Annotated in this window: 11 protein-coding genes; 3 read left to right on the forward strand and 8 right to left on the reverse strand. The window is 73.4% G+C overall.

Annotated features, from left to right (window positions below; translation table 11 throughout):
- Nucleotides 1–17 precede the first annotated feature (17 nt).
- Both QSK22_RS23905 and QSK22_RS23910 read right to left on the reverse strand, forming a co-directional pair.
- On the reverse strand, nucleotides 18–2,318 hold the full coding sequence (locus tag QSK22_RS23905) for a coiled-coil domain-containing protein (RefSeq protein ID WP_285496576.1): 2,301 nt from the start codon (nucleotides 2,316–2,318) through the stop codon (nucleotides 18–20).
- Between the two features lie 424 nt (nucleotides 2,319–2,742).
- Complete coding sequence (locus QSK22_RS23910) at nucleotides 2,743–3,501, reverse strand: hypothetical protein (RefSeq protein ID WP_285496578.1); 759 nt, start codon at nucleotides 3,499–3,501, stop codon at nucleotides 2,743–2,745.
- Nucleotides 3,502–3,572: 71 nt separating this feature from the next.
- Here QSK22_RS23910 and QSK22_RS23915 point away from each other — a divergent pair, with 71 nt between their 5' ends.
- Both QSK22_RS23915 and QSK22_RS23920 read left to right on the forward strand, forming a co-directional pair.
- Entirely contained in the window at nucleotides 3,573–3,788 is a 216-nt protein-coding gene (locus tag QSK22_RS23915; protein ID WP_285496579.1) for a MerR family transcriptional regulator, read from the forward strand.
- Between the two features lie 31 nt (nucleotides 3,789–3,819).
- Nucleotides 3,820–4,437: a GyrI-like domain-containing protein gene (locus QSK22_RS23920; RefSeq protein WP_285496580.1), complete on the forward strand. Its 618-nt coding sequence runs from the start codon at nucleotides 3,820–3,822 to the stop codon at nucleotides 4,435–4,437.
- Nucleotides 4,438–4,504: 67 nt separating this feature from the next.
- On the opposite strand, the gene QSK22_RS23925 is transcribed toward QSK22_RS23920, so the two are convergent.
- Both QSK22_RS23925 and QSK22_RS23930 read right to left on the reverse strand, forming a co-directional pair.
- Nucleotides 4,505–5,251: a DUF4253 domain-containing protein gene (locus QSK22_RS23925; RefSeq protein ID WP_285496581.1), complete on the reverse strand. Its 747-nt coding sequence runs from the start codon at nucleotides 5,249–5,251 to the stop codon at nucleotides 4,505–4,507.
- 59 nt (nucleotides 5,252–5,310) lie between these two features.
- Nucleotides 5,311–7,326, reverse strand: a complete 2,016-nt coding sequence (locus QSK22_RS23930) for a WD40 repeat domain-containing protein (RefSeq protein ID WP_285496582.1) — start codon at nucleotides 7,324–7,326, stop codon at nucleotides 5,311–5,313.
- Between the two features lie 469 nt (nucleotides 7,327–7,795).
- On the opposite strand from QSK22_RS23930, the gene QSK22_RS23935 reads away from it, so the two are divergent.
- Complete coding sequence (locus QSK22_RS23935) at nucleotides 7,796–8,632, forward strand: undecaprenyl-diphosphate phosphatase (RefSeq protein ID WP_285496583.1); 837 nt, start codon at nucleotides 7,796–7,798, stop codon at nucleotides 8,630–8,632.
- A gap of 31 nt (nucleotides 8,633–8,663) precedes the next feature.
- Here QSK22_RS23935 and QSK22_RS23940 read toward each other — a convergent pair whose 3' ends face one another.
- From QSK22_RS23940 to QSK22_RS23955, 4 genes are all read right to left on the reverse strand, one after another.
- A complete protein-coding gene (locus QSK22_RS23940) occupies nucleotides 8,664–9,515 on the reverse strand; it encodes a class I SAM-dependent methyltransferase (RefSeq protein WP_285496584.1) in 852 nt (283 codons plus the stop codon).
- A gap of 74 nt (nucleotides 9,516–9,589) precedes the next feature.
- Nucleotides 9,590–11,143 carry a DUF2142 domain-containing protein gene (locus QSK22_RS23945; RefSeq protein ID WP_285496585.1) on the reverse strand — a complete coding sequence of 518 codons (1,554 nt, stop codon included), beginning with the start codon at nucleotides 11,141–11,143 and terminating at the stop codon, nucleotides 9,590–9,592.
- Nucleotides 11,140–12,141 (reverse strand): class I SAM-dependent methyltransferase, encoded by a 1,002-nt coding sequence (locus tag QSK22_RS23950; protein ID WP_285496586.1) that lies wholly within the window; start codon nucleotides 12,139–12,141, stop codon nucleotides 11,140–11,142. The genes QSK22_RS23945 and QSK22_RS23950 overlap by 4 nt, the downstream gene beginning before the upstream one ends.
- Nucleotides 12,142–12,224: 83 nt before the next feature.
- Nucleotides 12,225–14,912 (reverse strand): hypothetical protein, encoded by a 2,688-nt coding sequence (locus QSK22_RS23955; RefSeq protein ID WP_285496587.1) that lies wholly within the window; start codon nucleotides 14,910–14,912, stop codon nucleotides 12,225–12,227.
- Between the last annotated feature and the right edge of the window lie 40 nt (nucleotides 14,913–14,952).

Below are 14,952 nucleotides of genomic sequence, written 5' to 3' on the forward strand. Positions count from 1 at the left end.
CGCTCGCGCCAGAGCTCCTAGCGTCCCTGCGGAGGGTCGGCGGCGTGCCTGCCGCTGGACCGCAGTGACGGGACGATCCGCGTCCCCCGGCGGGCACCGCCGTGCCTGCCGCGCCGCACCGCACCGTTCACCTCGCCGTTCGTGCCGCTGTTCGCGCCGCGGCCCGCACTGCCGTTCGCGCCGCTGTTCACGCTGCGGCCAGTGTCGCGGTTCGCGCTGCGGCCAGTGTCGCGGTCCGCCTCTCCGTGCGCGTTGCGGTTCGTGGCGTGGTCCGTGGCGCCGCTGCCGGGTGCCGCGTCGTGAGGGGCGGCGGGCGGTGCGGCGGACGACCGGCCGTGCGACCCGTTGGGCGCTTCGGGGGCCTGCGCGTCGGACGAGCCGTCCGGCGGCGGGGCGTCACCGCTGTCGCGTTCCAGTCCCACCTGGCCGTCCTGCTTCTCCTGCTCGCGCAGATACTCCTCGAACTGCATCGAGTGCGTGGTGGGCAGGGTGATGATGCCCGGGTTGGCGTCCACCAGCAGGATGCGGCGGCCGCTGCCGCCCGCGTGGGTGAAGACCATCGCGGTGGGCGGGAGCTCCTGCAGCTGGTGCGGTTCGACGAGCAGTTCGCGGGAGCGCTGCTTGCCCGCGCCGTCGGCGCCGACGGTGCGGCCCCAGGCGGTGGCCGAGCCGATGACCCGGGCGAGCGCCGCGTCGTCGGCCGGGCCGGGCAGCGGCGACCACACCGGGTCGGTCAGCCCGTCGCCGCGGACGCGGGCGTAGGCGACCGTGCTGGCGTAGCCCTCCGCGGCGACGTCGTCCGGCAGCGCCTCACCGGCCGAGTCGGTCATCTCGGCGACGAGCAGCCGCTGACCCGCGCCGATGTGGTCGGCGGCGACGCGGGCGTCCTCGGGGTTGCCCACGCGCATGAACCCGACGGCGGCGTGCCCGCGGCGGCCGAGCCGTTCGCGCACGTGCGGCGGGATCGACCGGTACATCAGCACCAGCCCGGTGCCGGCGGCCTCGCAGGCGTCGATCAGCCGGTCGAGCACGTCGCCGCGCAGCTTCTCGGCCCCGCACAGGAACAGGGTGTGGTCCCAGCGTCCGCCGGGCGGCGACTGCCGGATGCGGTGGGTGAGCGCGGTGGTGACGTACGTGCCGAGGATCCGGTTGGTGAGCACCCCGGCGCGGCGGTCCATGGACAGCACGTGCAGGCGCGACGGCGGCAGCCGCACCGGCTCGGTGGCCAGCTTCTCCAGCTTGCGCAGCTGCGCCTCCAGCGCCCAGGCGCGGCGCACCACGATCCGGTCGGTGGCGTCCCGGCCGAACATCGTGGCCAGGCGTTCCAGCTGGTCGTCGGTGAGCAGGCCGCGGCGCAGGTCGTCGCGCGGGTCGCCGACCTGGGCCAGCACCCGCAGCGCGGCGGTGATCTGCGGGATGGTGGGCTCGGCGGTGCTCCTTCGGCCGGCGGGCCGCAGCACGTCGATGACGCGCTCCAGGATGGAGTTGTCGAACGACAGGTCGCGGGTGCTGCCGTGCTCGTCGCCGGCGCCGACCACCAGCGACAGCACGTCGGCGAGCGCCTCGCGGCCGAGCCCCCGGGTCGCGTCGAGCCGGGGCAGGTCGGCGGGGAGCACCCACACCAGCGGGTCGTCGCCGCGGTCGGCGGCCAGCCGCAGCAGGTCATGGGCGACCGCGCCCTCGGACAGGTCGATGACGGTGACGCGGGCGCCGACCGCCAGCCGGGACGCGCCCATCGTGGTGACGGCGGCGGACCAGCCCGCCAGCGTGCCGCCGACGATGTCGACGCGGTCGACGCCGGGCGGGACGGCCACCGGGTACCACTCGCGCTGGCTGTCGTAGGCGCGGCGGCGCCGCTCCCAGTCGCGGTAGGCGGCCTCGTGCTCGCGGGCCGCGGCCTCCTCGCGGCGGCGGCGTTCGGCGCGCAGGCGTTCCAGCCGGTCGCGTTCGGCGGCCAGGCGGGCCCGGATGACCCGCTCCTCCCGCCACAGCGCGGACCCGGTGATGCCCAGGATGATCGCGCAGGCCAGCAGCGCCACACCGGCGAACGCCCAGGGCAGCACCCCGGCCAGCCCGCAGCCGACGAACAGTGCGACGCCGACGCCGGTGGCGCCCGCGGCCATGCGCAGCGGACGCCCGGCCATGTGCTCGACGGGCCGCGGCACCGGAACGGCGGGCGGCGGTTCGAGCCCCGCGGGCTCGGGCGGTTCCGGCGGCGGCCCGGGGTCCGGATGGACCTGCGCGTAGCGCCAGCCGACGTAGACGCGGTCGGCCTGGATCAGCCGTGTCGTCGCGGACCCGCGGGCGCTGTCGGTCACGTCGTGAGACCCCTGGGAGTTGCGGGATGCCTGAGGGCATGGCGTCCTCTTCCGCCCAGATTAAAGACGTTCGCCGGGTCCCGCGCCACGTTCCCCCGAAGAGCGCCTGATGAGCGATATTCATGGCGAATTCGGTCAGCAGGTTCACCTGCGGTAAACATCGGGCACCCCGACGCCGCAGCGCTGGCCGGATCCGGTCACCGGAACATCGCCGTCAACCCCCCGCGGGCTCGGCCGAGCCGGTACAGGTGCCGTGGGGGCTACGGTTTGCGGGCGATGCCGCCGTACATGAGGCGCCGTCCGGGCGCCACAGCGGCAGGGGCACCCGGCCGCCGTGGGCACCGGCCGGTTCCGCACCCCCGAGCCTTTTCAGCCGTGGATCGGTCGCCGGAAATGCGCAGGTTGTCGGGCCTGGTGCGGGCGGTCACGAGGCGGGCGCCGCGGCGTCGGGCTCGGGTTCGGCTTCGGCGGTCCGCTTCCGTGAGGCGTAGACGCAGGCCACGACGGTCATGACGGCGGCGATGGGGAGCCAGACGGCCGCCACCGGCCAGAAACGTTCCTTGTCGCTGCCTGCGGTCAGAACCGGGGCGAAGAGCCCGGCGAAGAACAGCGCGATGGACAGGCCCAGAGCGGCGGCCATGCCCGGCGTCGGGTCGGCGACGCGGCGGGCCAGCCGCCACAGGCACACGGCCGCCATGAGCAGGCCGCTCGGGATGGTGATCAGCGCGAGCACGAGGGACCGGGCGCGCAGGTCGGCCGGGGCGTCGTAGGTCCGCTGGGACTCGCCGTCGGCCGCGATCTCGGTCAACCGGCCGCGCCAGATGGTGCCGGTGACCCGGTCGCCCTTGTCCAGGCTGTCCACGACGGGGGCCCGGGAGGTGTAGCGCGCCTCCCAGGTCTTGCCGTCCGCGCCGGTCAGCACCACGCGGTCGAAGTCGCCCCTCTTGTTGGTCAGGTGGACGCCGGACACGGTGAACTCCTGCGTCCAGCGGCATTCGGCGGGCCCGGACGGGGCGGCCGGGCAGCGCTGCGCCGCCTCGTAGGCGCGCAGGTCGCGGACGCCGTCCGGGAACTCGGCCACGACGAAGACGACGCCGATGGCCGCGATGACGACGCCGAACAGGAGGGTGACGACGGTTCCGACGACGCTGCGCAGAACCCCGGAAACGGAGAGATGAGACACATTCATATTGTCCCACCCATTGGGGATTCGGTGCGTTCCGCCCGTATCCCGCACACGCACGTTTCGCGATCTTGACTCTCCCGCAATGGGAGCGTCCATGCTGGTGGCGTGACAGAGGAACTCCTGCCGATCGGGCGGTTCGCCGGCTGTACCGGCTCGGCGTCAAGCAGCTGCGGCACTACGGCATCCTGGGCCTGCTGGTTCCGGCCCGGGTCGATCCGGACACCGGCTACCGCTACTACCGGCTGGAGACCCGGCTGATGATCCGGCTTGACGACGCGGGCTGACCACGCGTCCGACCTCGAAGGGACCTGAACGATGGCGTCCTACGACGTCAAACGAGAACGCAAAGCGCTGTACGCGCCGAAGAACACCGAATGGGCGCTGGTCGAGGTGCCCGAGCAGCACTTCATCGCGATCGACGGCCAGGGCGACCCCAACACCTCGCCCGTCTACGCGGCCGCCGTCGAAGCCCTCTACAGCGTGGCCTACACGCTCAAGTTCGCCGCCAAACGCGAGGGCCGCGACTTCGTCGTGGCGCCCCTGGAAGGGCTGTGGTGGGCAGACGACTACGAGGTGTTCACCGCCCGGGCGAAGGCGTCCTGGGCATGGACGATGCTGATCAGCCTGCCCGACTGGATCACCAAGGAGGCGGTCGAGGAGGCCCGCGCCATCGCAGCGGCCAAGAAGAAGCGCCCCGCCATCGCCGACGTCCGCCACCACACCCTGCACGAGGGCCTGTGCGCGCAGGTCCTGCACGTCGGCTCCTACGACGACGAGGCGCCCCTGCTGGCCCGGCTGCACAACGAGTACATCCAGGCGGGCGGCCTGCGCCTGCACGGCCTGCACCACGAGATCTACCTCAGCGACCCGCGCCGGACCCGGCCGGAGAAGCTCAAGACGATCCTCCGCCAGCCCGTCCGCCGGGCCGAGTGACGCATCGTGCCCCGGGCGATCGAGATCAAGTGCTGAGCCCCGGCCGAGGGCGGACGCCGCGCGGCTGTCAGTCCCACCAGAACCACCAGGACTCGGCGTCGGCCAGGAACTCGGCGTACTGGTCGAAGTCGCCGACGCCCTGCCAGATGTTGTCGGGGCACAGCGCGTGGTGCTCGACGGCGACCCGGCGGGCGTGCTCGACCGTCGTCGGCGGCGCGGCCACGGAGAGGCGGAGGATGTCGAAGCCCACCGACGTCACGCGGGCCCCGAACCGGTTCTCCCAGGAGCGGACGACGGCCGACACCTCGGCCGTGCCGAGGTGGTTGCACGGACCGCCCCAGCCCGCCGCGGTCAGCGCGTCCGCGCCGCGCTCGGCGGGCACGAGGCCGAGCAGGGCGCAGTCGCTCCTTTCGGCCTGGCGGCGCGCCGCGGCGTCGGCGTCCGCGTCCGCCTCGCCGGGAGGGGCCAGGCCGGGCCACGGGCCGGACAGCGGGCCGTGCTCCGCCCCCTCGGTCACCGAATGCCACGCCTTCTCCAGGACGTTCTCGGCGTCCAGTGCGTCGATGGCGGCGACGGAGCCGGGCCACAGCTCGCCGTCATGCCAGGGGCGGCCGGGGTCACCGGCCAGCCCCTCCAGCAGCAGCGGGTAGAGGCCGGTCTCGTGACGCAGGTCGTAGAGCCGCAGCCAGTGCCGGCCCGCGTCGGGGAGCGGCTCGTCCGACACCCACAGGGCCGGACGGTCGGCCTCCTCAGGTGTGATCAGCCTGCCCGGTGGAAGCCCGTCCGGCAGTTCGTCCAGGGATCCTCGCGACATGCGCCGCAAGCTAACCGGCCCCACCGACACTGCGCGGCCGCCCGGCGGCTGCCCCGTGCTCAGGTGGCGTCCGGCCGGGCGGTGTCCAGGCCGGCGGCGGCGGCCAGGGTCGCGGCGGCGGCGCGTACCGCCGGGTCCGGGTCGTCCAGCAGGCCGAGCAGGGTCTGCCGCCGGGACGCGACCGCCGCGCGGGCCAGCGCCGCACCGCGATCGGCGGCGGGGGCGCCGACGATCCGGGCGAGGAGGTCCAGCAGCCCGGCGCGGACCTTGCACCCCGGGTCGGCGGCCGCGTCCAGCAGCGGGGGCGCCGCCGTCCCCGCGGCCGGGCAGGTCGCGCCGTCCTCCAGGAACCGCGCCGCCAGGGCCTCCACCGTGCGCTCGGCTTCGTAGGCGTCCGCCGTCGCCGCGCGCAGGATCAGGTCGGGGATGTTGGAGGCGTCGCGGTCGGGGAAGGTCCTGAGCGATTCCCACTCGACCTTCTGCAGCCGCGCCGCCAGTTCGCGCGTCGGCCACAGCCGTTCGGGACGCAACCGCAGCAGGACCGTCCCGTGGTCGCCGCCGACGACGAGCGTCGCGTCGGGCCGCAGGACGAGATGGTCGATGCCGCTGCCGAGTTCGAGGTCGGCGGTGAGCTGGGTGACCATGTCGTGGATCCGGACCAGCCCGTCCGACCAGGCGACGGCGACGGCCACGCCCGTGGGCAGCAGCTCCGCATGCAGGGCGGTGACCCGGTTCCGCCTCCTGATGTCGTAGGGCACGTCCAGCGGGTCGAGCTCCGAACCCCACATGCGGACGACGCCCTTGTCGTCCCCGCTCCACATCACCGAGGCCCCGCTCCGCGCCCTGAGGCTGGTCACCGCCGTCACCGCGCCGTTGTGCAGGGCGTGCTGGAGGGCGCGCGGCGGGTCGGCGTCCAGGAGCCGGACGTGCACTCCGCCGTCGCGGTCCCCGGCGACCAGGGTGGCGGCCTCGGAGTCGAGGGCCGCCACCGTCAGGCCGGGCGGCTCGGCCTCGCCGGTCACGGCCCCGAAGGAGATCTCGGCGCGTTCCGTCCGCTCGGGGCTCACCTGGAGCACCGTCCACCGGCCCTGGTCGTCGGCATCGCCCGCGGCGAGCGCGACGGGCCCGAGGTCCAGCTTGGCGTCCTCGGGGTCGGGCTCGGAGATCCACTCGTCCCGCACGTCGATGCCGAGCGCCTCCGCGACGTCGCACAGGGCGGCGCGGGTCCGCCCGTGAATGTGCAGGGGGCCGCCGTCGTAGTCCTCGGCGTTGAACCGGATGATCGCGTCAGGGGCGCCGTAGGTGTGGCTCTCGGCGCCCAGCTCCCGCCACGGCAGCAGGCCCAGCTCCGGGAACCGCTCCCGGACCCGCCGGGCCATCTCCGCCTCGTCCGCGCCGAACTCCTCCTCCCCCAGCCACAGCGTCCACCCGAAGTGCTGGGGCAACCGCTCCACCGCGAGCTGGAGGAAGAACTCCGACACCGAGCGGCTCTGGACGACCCAGCCGTCCTCGACGCTCACGAACACCCGCGGATCGGCCATCCCGGCCTCCGCGGCCAGGTAGCCCCACTCGTTGCAATACTGGTTCTCCGCCATGAACACGCAGAGCCGCAGGTCGCCGCCGGGGCCGACGTACGGGTTGTCCTCCGGCAGCCCGTCGCTGACGCCGTACCCGGTCGGGTCGGGACGCACGGCCGGCGGCCACACCGGGTTCGTCCAGTAGAGGCGGGGGCGGTAGGCGAAGGAGTTGAACGGCAGGTCCCACCACTCGTCCAGCGCCTTGGGGATGGGCAGCGACAGGTCGACGTCGGCGAACCGGTCGTCGTCGGTATGGCCGAACAGGCTGCGCACGTACGCCTTGTGCCCGTCCTCCGTCCAGCGCGGCCAGGCGGGCTCGCCGCCGGGCGGCACGTACCCCCACTCCTCCTGGAACTGCCGCAGCAGCTCCCAGCGCGGCCCGGTGTCGGCCAGGTGCTCGGCGAACTCCTCCTCGGACATCCGCCCCCGGTCGTCCCAGCGCGGCATCACCTGCCGGAGCCGCTCCGCAAAGCGCCCATAGTCCACGATCCCCGTCACAGGGCCCGACCTTACCGATGACGGGGGGACACCCTGGTGCAGTCCGGACGACCGAAGGGGCGCTTCGGCCGCCGCGGGAACCGGAAACCCGGCACACGGCTCGTTCATTAACCGTTCACGCGAATTTCGCCGATTGCTAATCCGCGTGTCGCCGAGCCGTTTCCGCCGCAAAGTACACGGCCCGGCGATCTGCCCCGAAAACCGCTTCCGCCCGCCCGATTCCGTCGATTCGTGCATGGCGGACGCACCGGCCAAAGTAAGCTGCATCGGGTGCCGATCGCTGGTTTGCCTGCTTGGCGAGGACCAGTATCGTCTCCCTTGGCGCCAGAGGAGTCCACTGCCGCGGCGCCGCCCGCGAGGAGACCGCACGGCGAGCGGCACACACCCCTTGACATGCGATCGAGCCGGTCGCCGCGGTCCACCCGCGACCGGTCCGCAGCGCACCCGATGAACGAATACGAGGGCCACCTTGAACATTCTGGAAGCGGTATTCCTCGGCGCCGTGGAGGGGCTGACCGAGTTCCTGCCGATATCCAGTACCGGGCATCTGACGATTCTGGAGAGCCTGCTCGGATATTCTCCCGACGATGCTGATATCACCGCGTTCACCGCGATCATTCAGATCGGCGCCGTCCTGGCGACGCTGCTGTACTTCCGCGGCGATTTCGCGCGGCTGATCGGCGCGTGGCTGCGCGGCCTGTTCCGCCGCGAATTCCGCGACGATCTGGACTACCGCCAGGCCTGGGCGGTGGGGCTCGGCGCGATCCCGATCGGCATCGTCGGCCTGCTGTTCAAGGACCAGATCGAGACGACGCTGCGCAGCCTGTGGTACGTCGGGTCGGCGCTGATCCTGTGGAGCGGGGTGATGTACTTCGCCGACCGGACCGCCGCCCAGACCCGCAGCGAGAAGGAGGTCACCTGGAAGGACACCCTGGTCATCGGGCTCGCGCAGTGCCTGGCGCTGATCCCGGGGGTGTCGCGTTCGGGCGCGACGATGTCCGCGGGCCTGCTGCGCGGCCTGGACCGGGTCACGGTCACCAAGCTGTCGTTCTTCCTGTCGGTCCCCGCGCTGGCCGCCGCGGGCGGGCTGCAGCTCGTCGACGAGTACGACACGATCACCGAGGGCGTCGGCTGGACCGCGACGCTCACCGCCACGGCGGTGAGCTTCATCGTCGCCTACGTCGCCGTGGCGTGGCTGCTGAAGTTCGTCGCCAAGCACACCTACACCGTCTTCATCGGCTACCGGGTGGTGCTCGGCGTCATCGTGCTCGCCCTGGTCGCCACGGGCACGGTCTCCGCCTCCTGAGCGGAGATCACGTGGCGTCCGGCGGCGCGCCTCAGGCTTTGACGGGCAGAAAGGCCTCCAGCTCCATGGAGGGGTGCGGATACTTCCAGTCGAGGCCGGCGAACGGGACGTACATGCCCTCGTGCCGGCCCGCGAGGAAGTAGTTTCCGTTCCACCGGTTGGGGTTGGTGACCGGGTCGCCGACCGGGAAGTTGGCGCCGAGCGGCTCGCAGTCGACGCCGACCCCGAACACGGCGTACACGGCGGCGTCCACGAAGTTGTTGTGCTCGATCGAGCCGCGCAGGTGGGTGCCCTGGATGGCCAGGCCGTGCACGCGGTCGCGGACGAAGTACAGGGCGCTGAGGTCCTTGACGACCTGGTTGAAGTCGTGGGCGCCGTCGTGGTGGACGAACGCGCGGGTCTGCGGCTCGGCCGTCAGCACGATGCTGACGTAGGTCGGCAGGTCGCCGTGGAACATCCGCACGCGCGCCATCGCGTTCGGGAACAGGCGGCGCAGGCGTTCGCGCGTGAACTGCAGGTAGGCGTGGTTGACGTCCACCAGGTCCAGTTCCAGCCCCATCGGCTCCACGCACCCGGCCAGGATGGCCGACGAGCCGCCCATGAAGACGCCGACGTCGACCAGCCGGGTCAGCTCCAGATGGGTGCGCTCGACACGGCAGAACACGTCGAAGTAGTGGTGGGCGCTGCACTGGTCCTCGTAGGCCACCTGCGACGACTCGATCCGCGCGGTGATGCGGTCGAAGATCGTGCTGCGTCCGGCGAACGTCTTGAGCGGGGCATGGTGCCCGCTGTAGATGGGGATGTGCAGCGCCTCGTGCAGGTCGTCGACGTCGGCCAGGGCAGGGTCCGGTTCGAGGAAGGTCCCCCAGGTCTCCTCGTGCATCGCGACAGTCGTGACGTAGTTGCCCAATTCGTCCCTCCGCAAAGAGCGAGGCCGCGGCGGCGGGTCGGATCCGGTCAGGAAGCCGCGGCCGGGGTGTAACGATCGCGCGGCGCCCCGGCGTTCCCGAAGCGGGCGGCGCGGGTGCACAGCCAGGTCATCGCACCCAGCGCGAGCAGGCCGACCGTCGCCGTGAGGAGGGCCGTGGCCGAGCCCAGCGGGGGCTGCCACTCGCCGGTGAGCGGGTTCACAGCGGGCACGCCGGGCCGCAGGCCGTGCTGGTATCTGATCATCGTATACGCCAGTCCCACCAGGTGCGCGGGGAGCACGGCCGCCGCCAGCCAGCGCGTCACCGAGGGGGCGAACGGGCGGGCGAACAGGCCGCTTTCGTCGACGGTGTAGGCGGCCAGCAGGACGGCGCCGACCGCGCACGGCAGCATGTAGCGGCCCTGCGCGACCATGCCGTCGGATTCGGCGCCGAAGACGTCCAGCCACAGCGGCAGGGCGAACGCGCCCGCCGCGGTGAGCAGGAGGCGGAGCCGGTCGCGGCCGGTGCCCGCGGCCAGCGCGGCGAGCAGCAGGAAGCCGGCCGCGGCGAACCAGACGGCGTAGAAGGCGGCCGGCATGGTGAAGTCCAGCCACCCGAACTGGCCGACCATGGACTTCAGATAGAACGACAGGCGTTCGACGGCGACCACGCGCAGCGCGTCGGCGGGGCCGAGCCCGGCGCCGCCGGGGACCGGCACCAGCTCGGTGGCCTTCATCGCCAGCGTCCAGATCCCCGAGGTCAGGCAGGCCGCGGCGACGGCCAGGGCGGTCAGCCGGGCGGCGCGGTCGCGGACCAGCCGGGCGAGGCGGGCGCGGCCGGCGGTGCCGCCCAGGACGGCCAGGGCCAGCGCGACGGCCAGCGGTCCGGACGGGCGGCTCCACGCCACGACGGCGGCGGCGACACCCGCCAGAACCAGCAGCCGCCGCTCGACCGGCCGGTCATCGAGGACGGCGGGGATCAGGGCCGTCCACATCGCGATCGCCGCGCTGACCTCCAGCCCGTTCGGGTTGATCACGCCGGTCAGGTGCAGCGCGAGGGGCGTGGCGGCGACCAGCAGACCGGCGAGCAGGAACGGCCGCCGCGCCCAGGCCAGGACGCTGTGGGTCGCGGCGGCGAGGAAGGCCGCCGACAGGGCCGCGCTCAGCAGCCGGGCGAGCAGCAGACCGGTGTCGTCCGGCCACAGCCTGAGCGGCCAGCCGACCACCGCGTGGTAGGTGGGGTGGTAGCGGCCCGTGGCGGAGAACCCTTCCGCGGGCGCGTGCGGACGCGGCGCCGGGGCCCTCTCGTCCATGCAGCTGGCGGGCTGCTCGGGTTTGAAGGCGAAGCACGCGGGCGACTTGCGCAGGACACCGGACGGAACGGTCTGGTGGGTGCCCGGCAGCGGCCGCGGGAAGCCGGGCACGGTGATGTACGCCGGCGGTGCGGCGACGTCTCCGCCGACCACGCCGGCGGCGCGGGTGATGTGCGCCTGCTCGTCCGGGCCGCCGTCCCAGGGCATCGCGATGGCCCAGCCGCCGCCGACCGCGAAGAAGCCGAGGAAGGCCAGGATCGCGATCAGCCGGGACGGCGGCGCCGGGGTCATCGTCCGTCCGGGTCCCGGCGCACTTTGGCGGTTATGGCCCGCCCCAGCTGGGTGACGGCGGTGCCGAGTTCGGGCGGTGCGGCGCGGCGGGGGGCCGTCCGCCGGGCCAGTTCGGCGCGCAGCCCCTCCAGTTCGTGCCGCCGGGTCGCGATCTCGGCGTCGCGTTGTTCGAGTTCGCCGCGCAGCCGCTCGATCTCCCGCTGCTGGGCGGCGATGGTCTCGGCGAGCCGGTTGGCGTCGTCCGCGTGGGTCTGCGCCTCGTACTGCAGTTGCAGCACCCGCGTGTACAGCGCGATCCGGTTGTTCTCCATGGCGGCGAGCAGGGCCGAGGACGTGTACGGCCGCAGCGCCGCGAACAGCTCCGCGGTGCCGGGGACCTCGTCGCGGGCGAGCACGCCGAACCCGAACACCGCCGGGACGATCTCGAACCGCCAGCCCGCGCCGCCGTCGGCCAGCGCGTCCTCGACGGCCGTGAGCACGCCGTTGCGTTCGCCGCCCGCATGCGTCGCGACGGTGTAGGCGCCGTCGCCGACGAACCCGGCCGGGGTGACCTCGTCGTGCCAGACGGTGGGCCCGTCGCGGGTGGAGTCGTGCACGTCCGAGGGCGGCAGGGGGGACGGCTGGTAGTAGAAGTCGCGGCGGCCGCACGGCCACAGCACGTCGTGCAGCACCACGACGGCGTCCGGGGCATGCGCCATGATCCAGGCCAGTTCGCGGCGGACGACGGCGTAGTTGTGGTCGCCGTCCAGCACGTACAGGTCGGCGGCGGGCAGCTCGCCCAGGACGTCGGGCGACGCCCCCTCGACCAGGTTGAGCCGCGGATGCTGCGCCAGGAACTCGCGCAACCGCTCGTCGGGGTTCGGCTCGACGCAGTACACGGTGGCGCCGAGGTCGGCGTAGACGGCGCTGACCTGCCCGGACTCCACGCCCACCTCGACGACGGCCGACACCCGGCGGTGCGCGAACACCAGCTCGAACAGCTCGCGGAACACCGCCATGGAGTGCAGCAGCAGCGGCTGCTCGCGCGCGGCCCTGGCCTGCCGGTGCGGGTCGCCGCGCGAGCCGCGGATCTCGGCCGGGTTCAGAACGCACCTCCCAGCTTGCGCCTGGCGACACGGCCCGCCCCGGCGGCCACGCCCTTGACGCCCGAGGTGCGGTACTCCTCGCGCAGCCGCCCCGACAGGCGGGCCGCCCGCGCCGACAGCTCCGCCCGCTTGTCGACGGGCATCCGCGGCGCCATCCCGCTCATCGACTGCGGCAGCATGGCGAAGGCGACGCTGACCTGGCCGGACGACACGACCGGCGCGCCGGCGCGGCGGGCGATCGGCAGCCAGACGGCGGCGTGCGGGGCGAAGAACTCCATCAGGTTGCCGCCCAGGTAGCGGCAGTCGGCGTAGTGCAGGCCGACGAAGTCCTCGGGCTTGTCCCAGCGCAGCACCTGCTCGCGGCGGCGGCCGCCCGCGATGACCCGGGCCTCGATCCAGTCCACCCGCACGATCGCGGGACGGCCGGGGATCGCCAGGGAGATGTCCACGGTGTCGTGGTGCTCGAAGCGCAGCCGGGCGAACGACAGCCCGTTGTGGTTGACGCGGACGCGACAGCGGATCGTCTCGTGCCAGCGGTCGTCCACGGTGCGGTAGCGCAGCCGGGTGTCGACCGGCTCCCCGGCCGGTTCCAGCGCCCGCCGGTCGAGGTGGCCGTCGGCGATGACGCGGGCGAGCGCGCCGAGCTGCGGGTCGGACGCGGCGATCAGACCGGGCCAGAACGAGTCGCGCATGTGCAGGTCGGCCAGGTCGTTGACGGACAGGTACGGCACGGCGGCGCGCAGGTCGTCCGGCAGCAGCGTGGTGACCAGGTCGGAGCCGAAGTTGTCCTCGTGCACCCAGTTGCCGAAGACGGCGGCCTCGGCGGGGGTCGGCGTCTCCAGTGCCGCCACCAGGATGCGGGCGAGGCGGTCGCGGGCGGCCTGCGGCTCGGCCAGGTCCGGCCAGGGGGTGTCGGCGGCCGCCGCGTACCGGTTCCAGTTGCGCTGGAAGGCCAGGATGCCGTCCTGGACGGCGCGCCGCTCGGCGTTCTGCGACGGCGCGTCGGCCGTCTCGCCGAGGATCGGGGAGCCGTCCTCCTCGAACCCGACCAGCGACCCGCACAGCGCGTTGACGCACTGCTCGACGATCTCGGGGCTGCGGGTGATGGTCGCGGCGACCCGCTCGGGGTGCCCGGCCTGCGCCAGGTAGCCCTCGGCGCGCAGCCCGGCCAGGTAGACGCGTTCGGACCGGTTGTCGGTGGCCAGGTAGAGCCCGGCGGGGGCGACGTCGATCCCGGCGATGCGCAGCGCCCGGGCCAGCTGGAGCTGGATGGTGCCGCCCCAGCCGAGGTCCACCAGGGTCAGCTCGCCCCTGCCGTCGGCCCCGTCGGCGCTTTCGTCGAGGGCGCCGGCCTCGCGCAGCGAGCGGATCATCCGCTCCCGGGCGGCGGTGACGGTGACGGCGAGCCGGTTGCGCAGGTGCGGCGTCTCGGTCAGCGCGCGGGCGACGCGTTCGGCGATGTCGCCGTTGTCGATGACGGTGTCCAGCTCGGTGGCCAGGCCGGGCACCTCGCCCGCCTGCAGCTCCAGCACCGACAGCACCTGCCGGACGGTCATCTGGTAGCCGCTGCGCACGAACGCGTGGACCGCTGCGGTGTCGAACGGGTCGAGCCCGGCCAGCGAGGTGACGAACCGGGACAGCCAGACCGGGTGCGCCTCGACGTCCCAGCCGCGGGTCCGCGCCGCATTGTTGATCATCTGGGAGAGCAGTTCGCCCTCGCGCATGGGGCACCACAGCCGGCGGATGCCGGACGCGTGCGCGCGGGCGGCGGCCCATTCGGCGAACCCGGTGAGCACCGGGCCGAGCACGCCCGCGCCGTACCGCCAGGCGGTGTCGAGGGCGGAGGTGGCGTGCGGGCCGCCGGCGTGGATGGTCTTGGCGCGCAGGCTGGTCAGGCCGAAGTCGCCGTGCACCGGGTCCAGGTCGGGGGCGTGCGCGTCGAGGTCGTCCAGCGGTTCGCGCTCGCGCCGCAGCACCTCCTCGTAGGCGTCGTCGAGCCTGCGGTAGTGGACGGTGCGCACGCCCAGCTCCGCCGGGACCTCGAAGTCGGCGGTCTCGTTGTCGCCGATGTGCACGATCTGGCGGGGGCTGCGGTCCAGCTCGCGCAGCACGATCTCCCACAGGCCGGACGCCTTGTCGGTGCCGTGCTGGTTGGAGCGGAAGATCGCAACGTCGTGCATCGGGCCGAGCTCGGGCCGGTCGAGCAGCAGCGACAGCTGGTCCTCGGTGAAGTAGGTGTCGGACACCAGCACGATCTGGATGTCCTGCTTGCGGGCGGCGCGCACGACCGCGGCGACGTCCAGGTCGACGACGGTGATGTCGCGTTCCAGCCGCACCTCGGCCTCGACGAGCTGCTCGGGCTCGGCGCCGGCGAACACGTCGGCGGGCATGGCGCGCCAGATGTCGGCCAGCGACACCTCGCTGCCCATGGCGTCGCGGCCGCGGCGGGCGGTGCGCTCGGCGGCGATCCGCATGCGGCGGAACGTGGCGTCGGTGACCCACGGCGGGCACAGGCCCTCGGCGCGCAGCCGGGCCGCCAGCAGCGCGAACGCGTCGGTGGGCCGCGGCACCCGCCGCCACAGCAGGGTGTCGAAGATGTCCAGGGACAGCACCGCGCACTGTTTGTCGGCGACGATGCGGTGGACCTCCTCCAGCATCGGGCACCCGATCTCGTGCTCAGCCAACGCCGTCCCCTCCTGCTGCCATGCCTGTTCTGCCCGACGT

Origin of the sequence: Actinomadura sp. NBRC 104425, assembly GCF_030269545.1 — a bacterium.
In the GTDB taxonomy this organism is placed as follows: domain Bacteria; phylum Actinomycetota; class Actinomycetes; order Streptosporangiales; family Streptosporangiaceae; genus Spirillospora; species Spirillospora keratinilytica.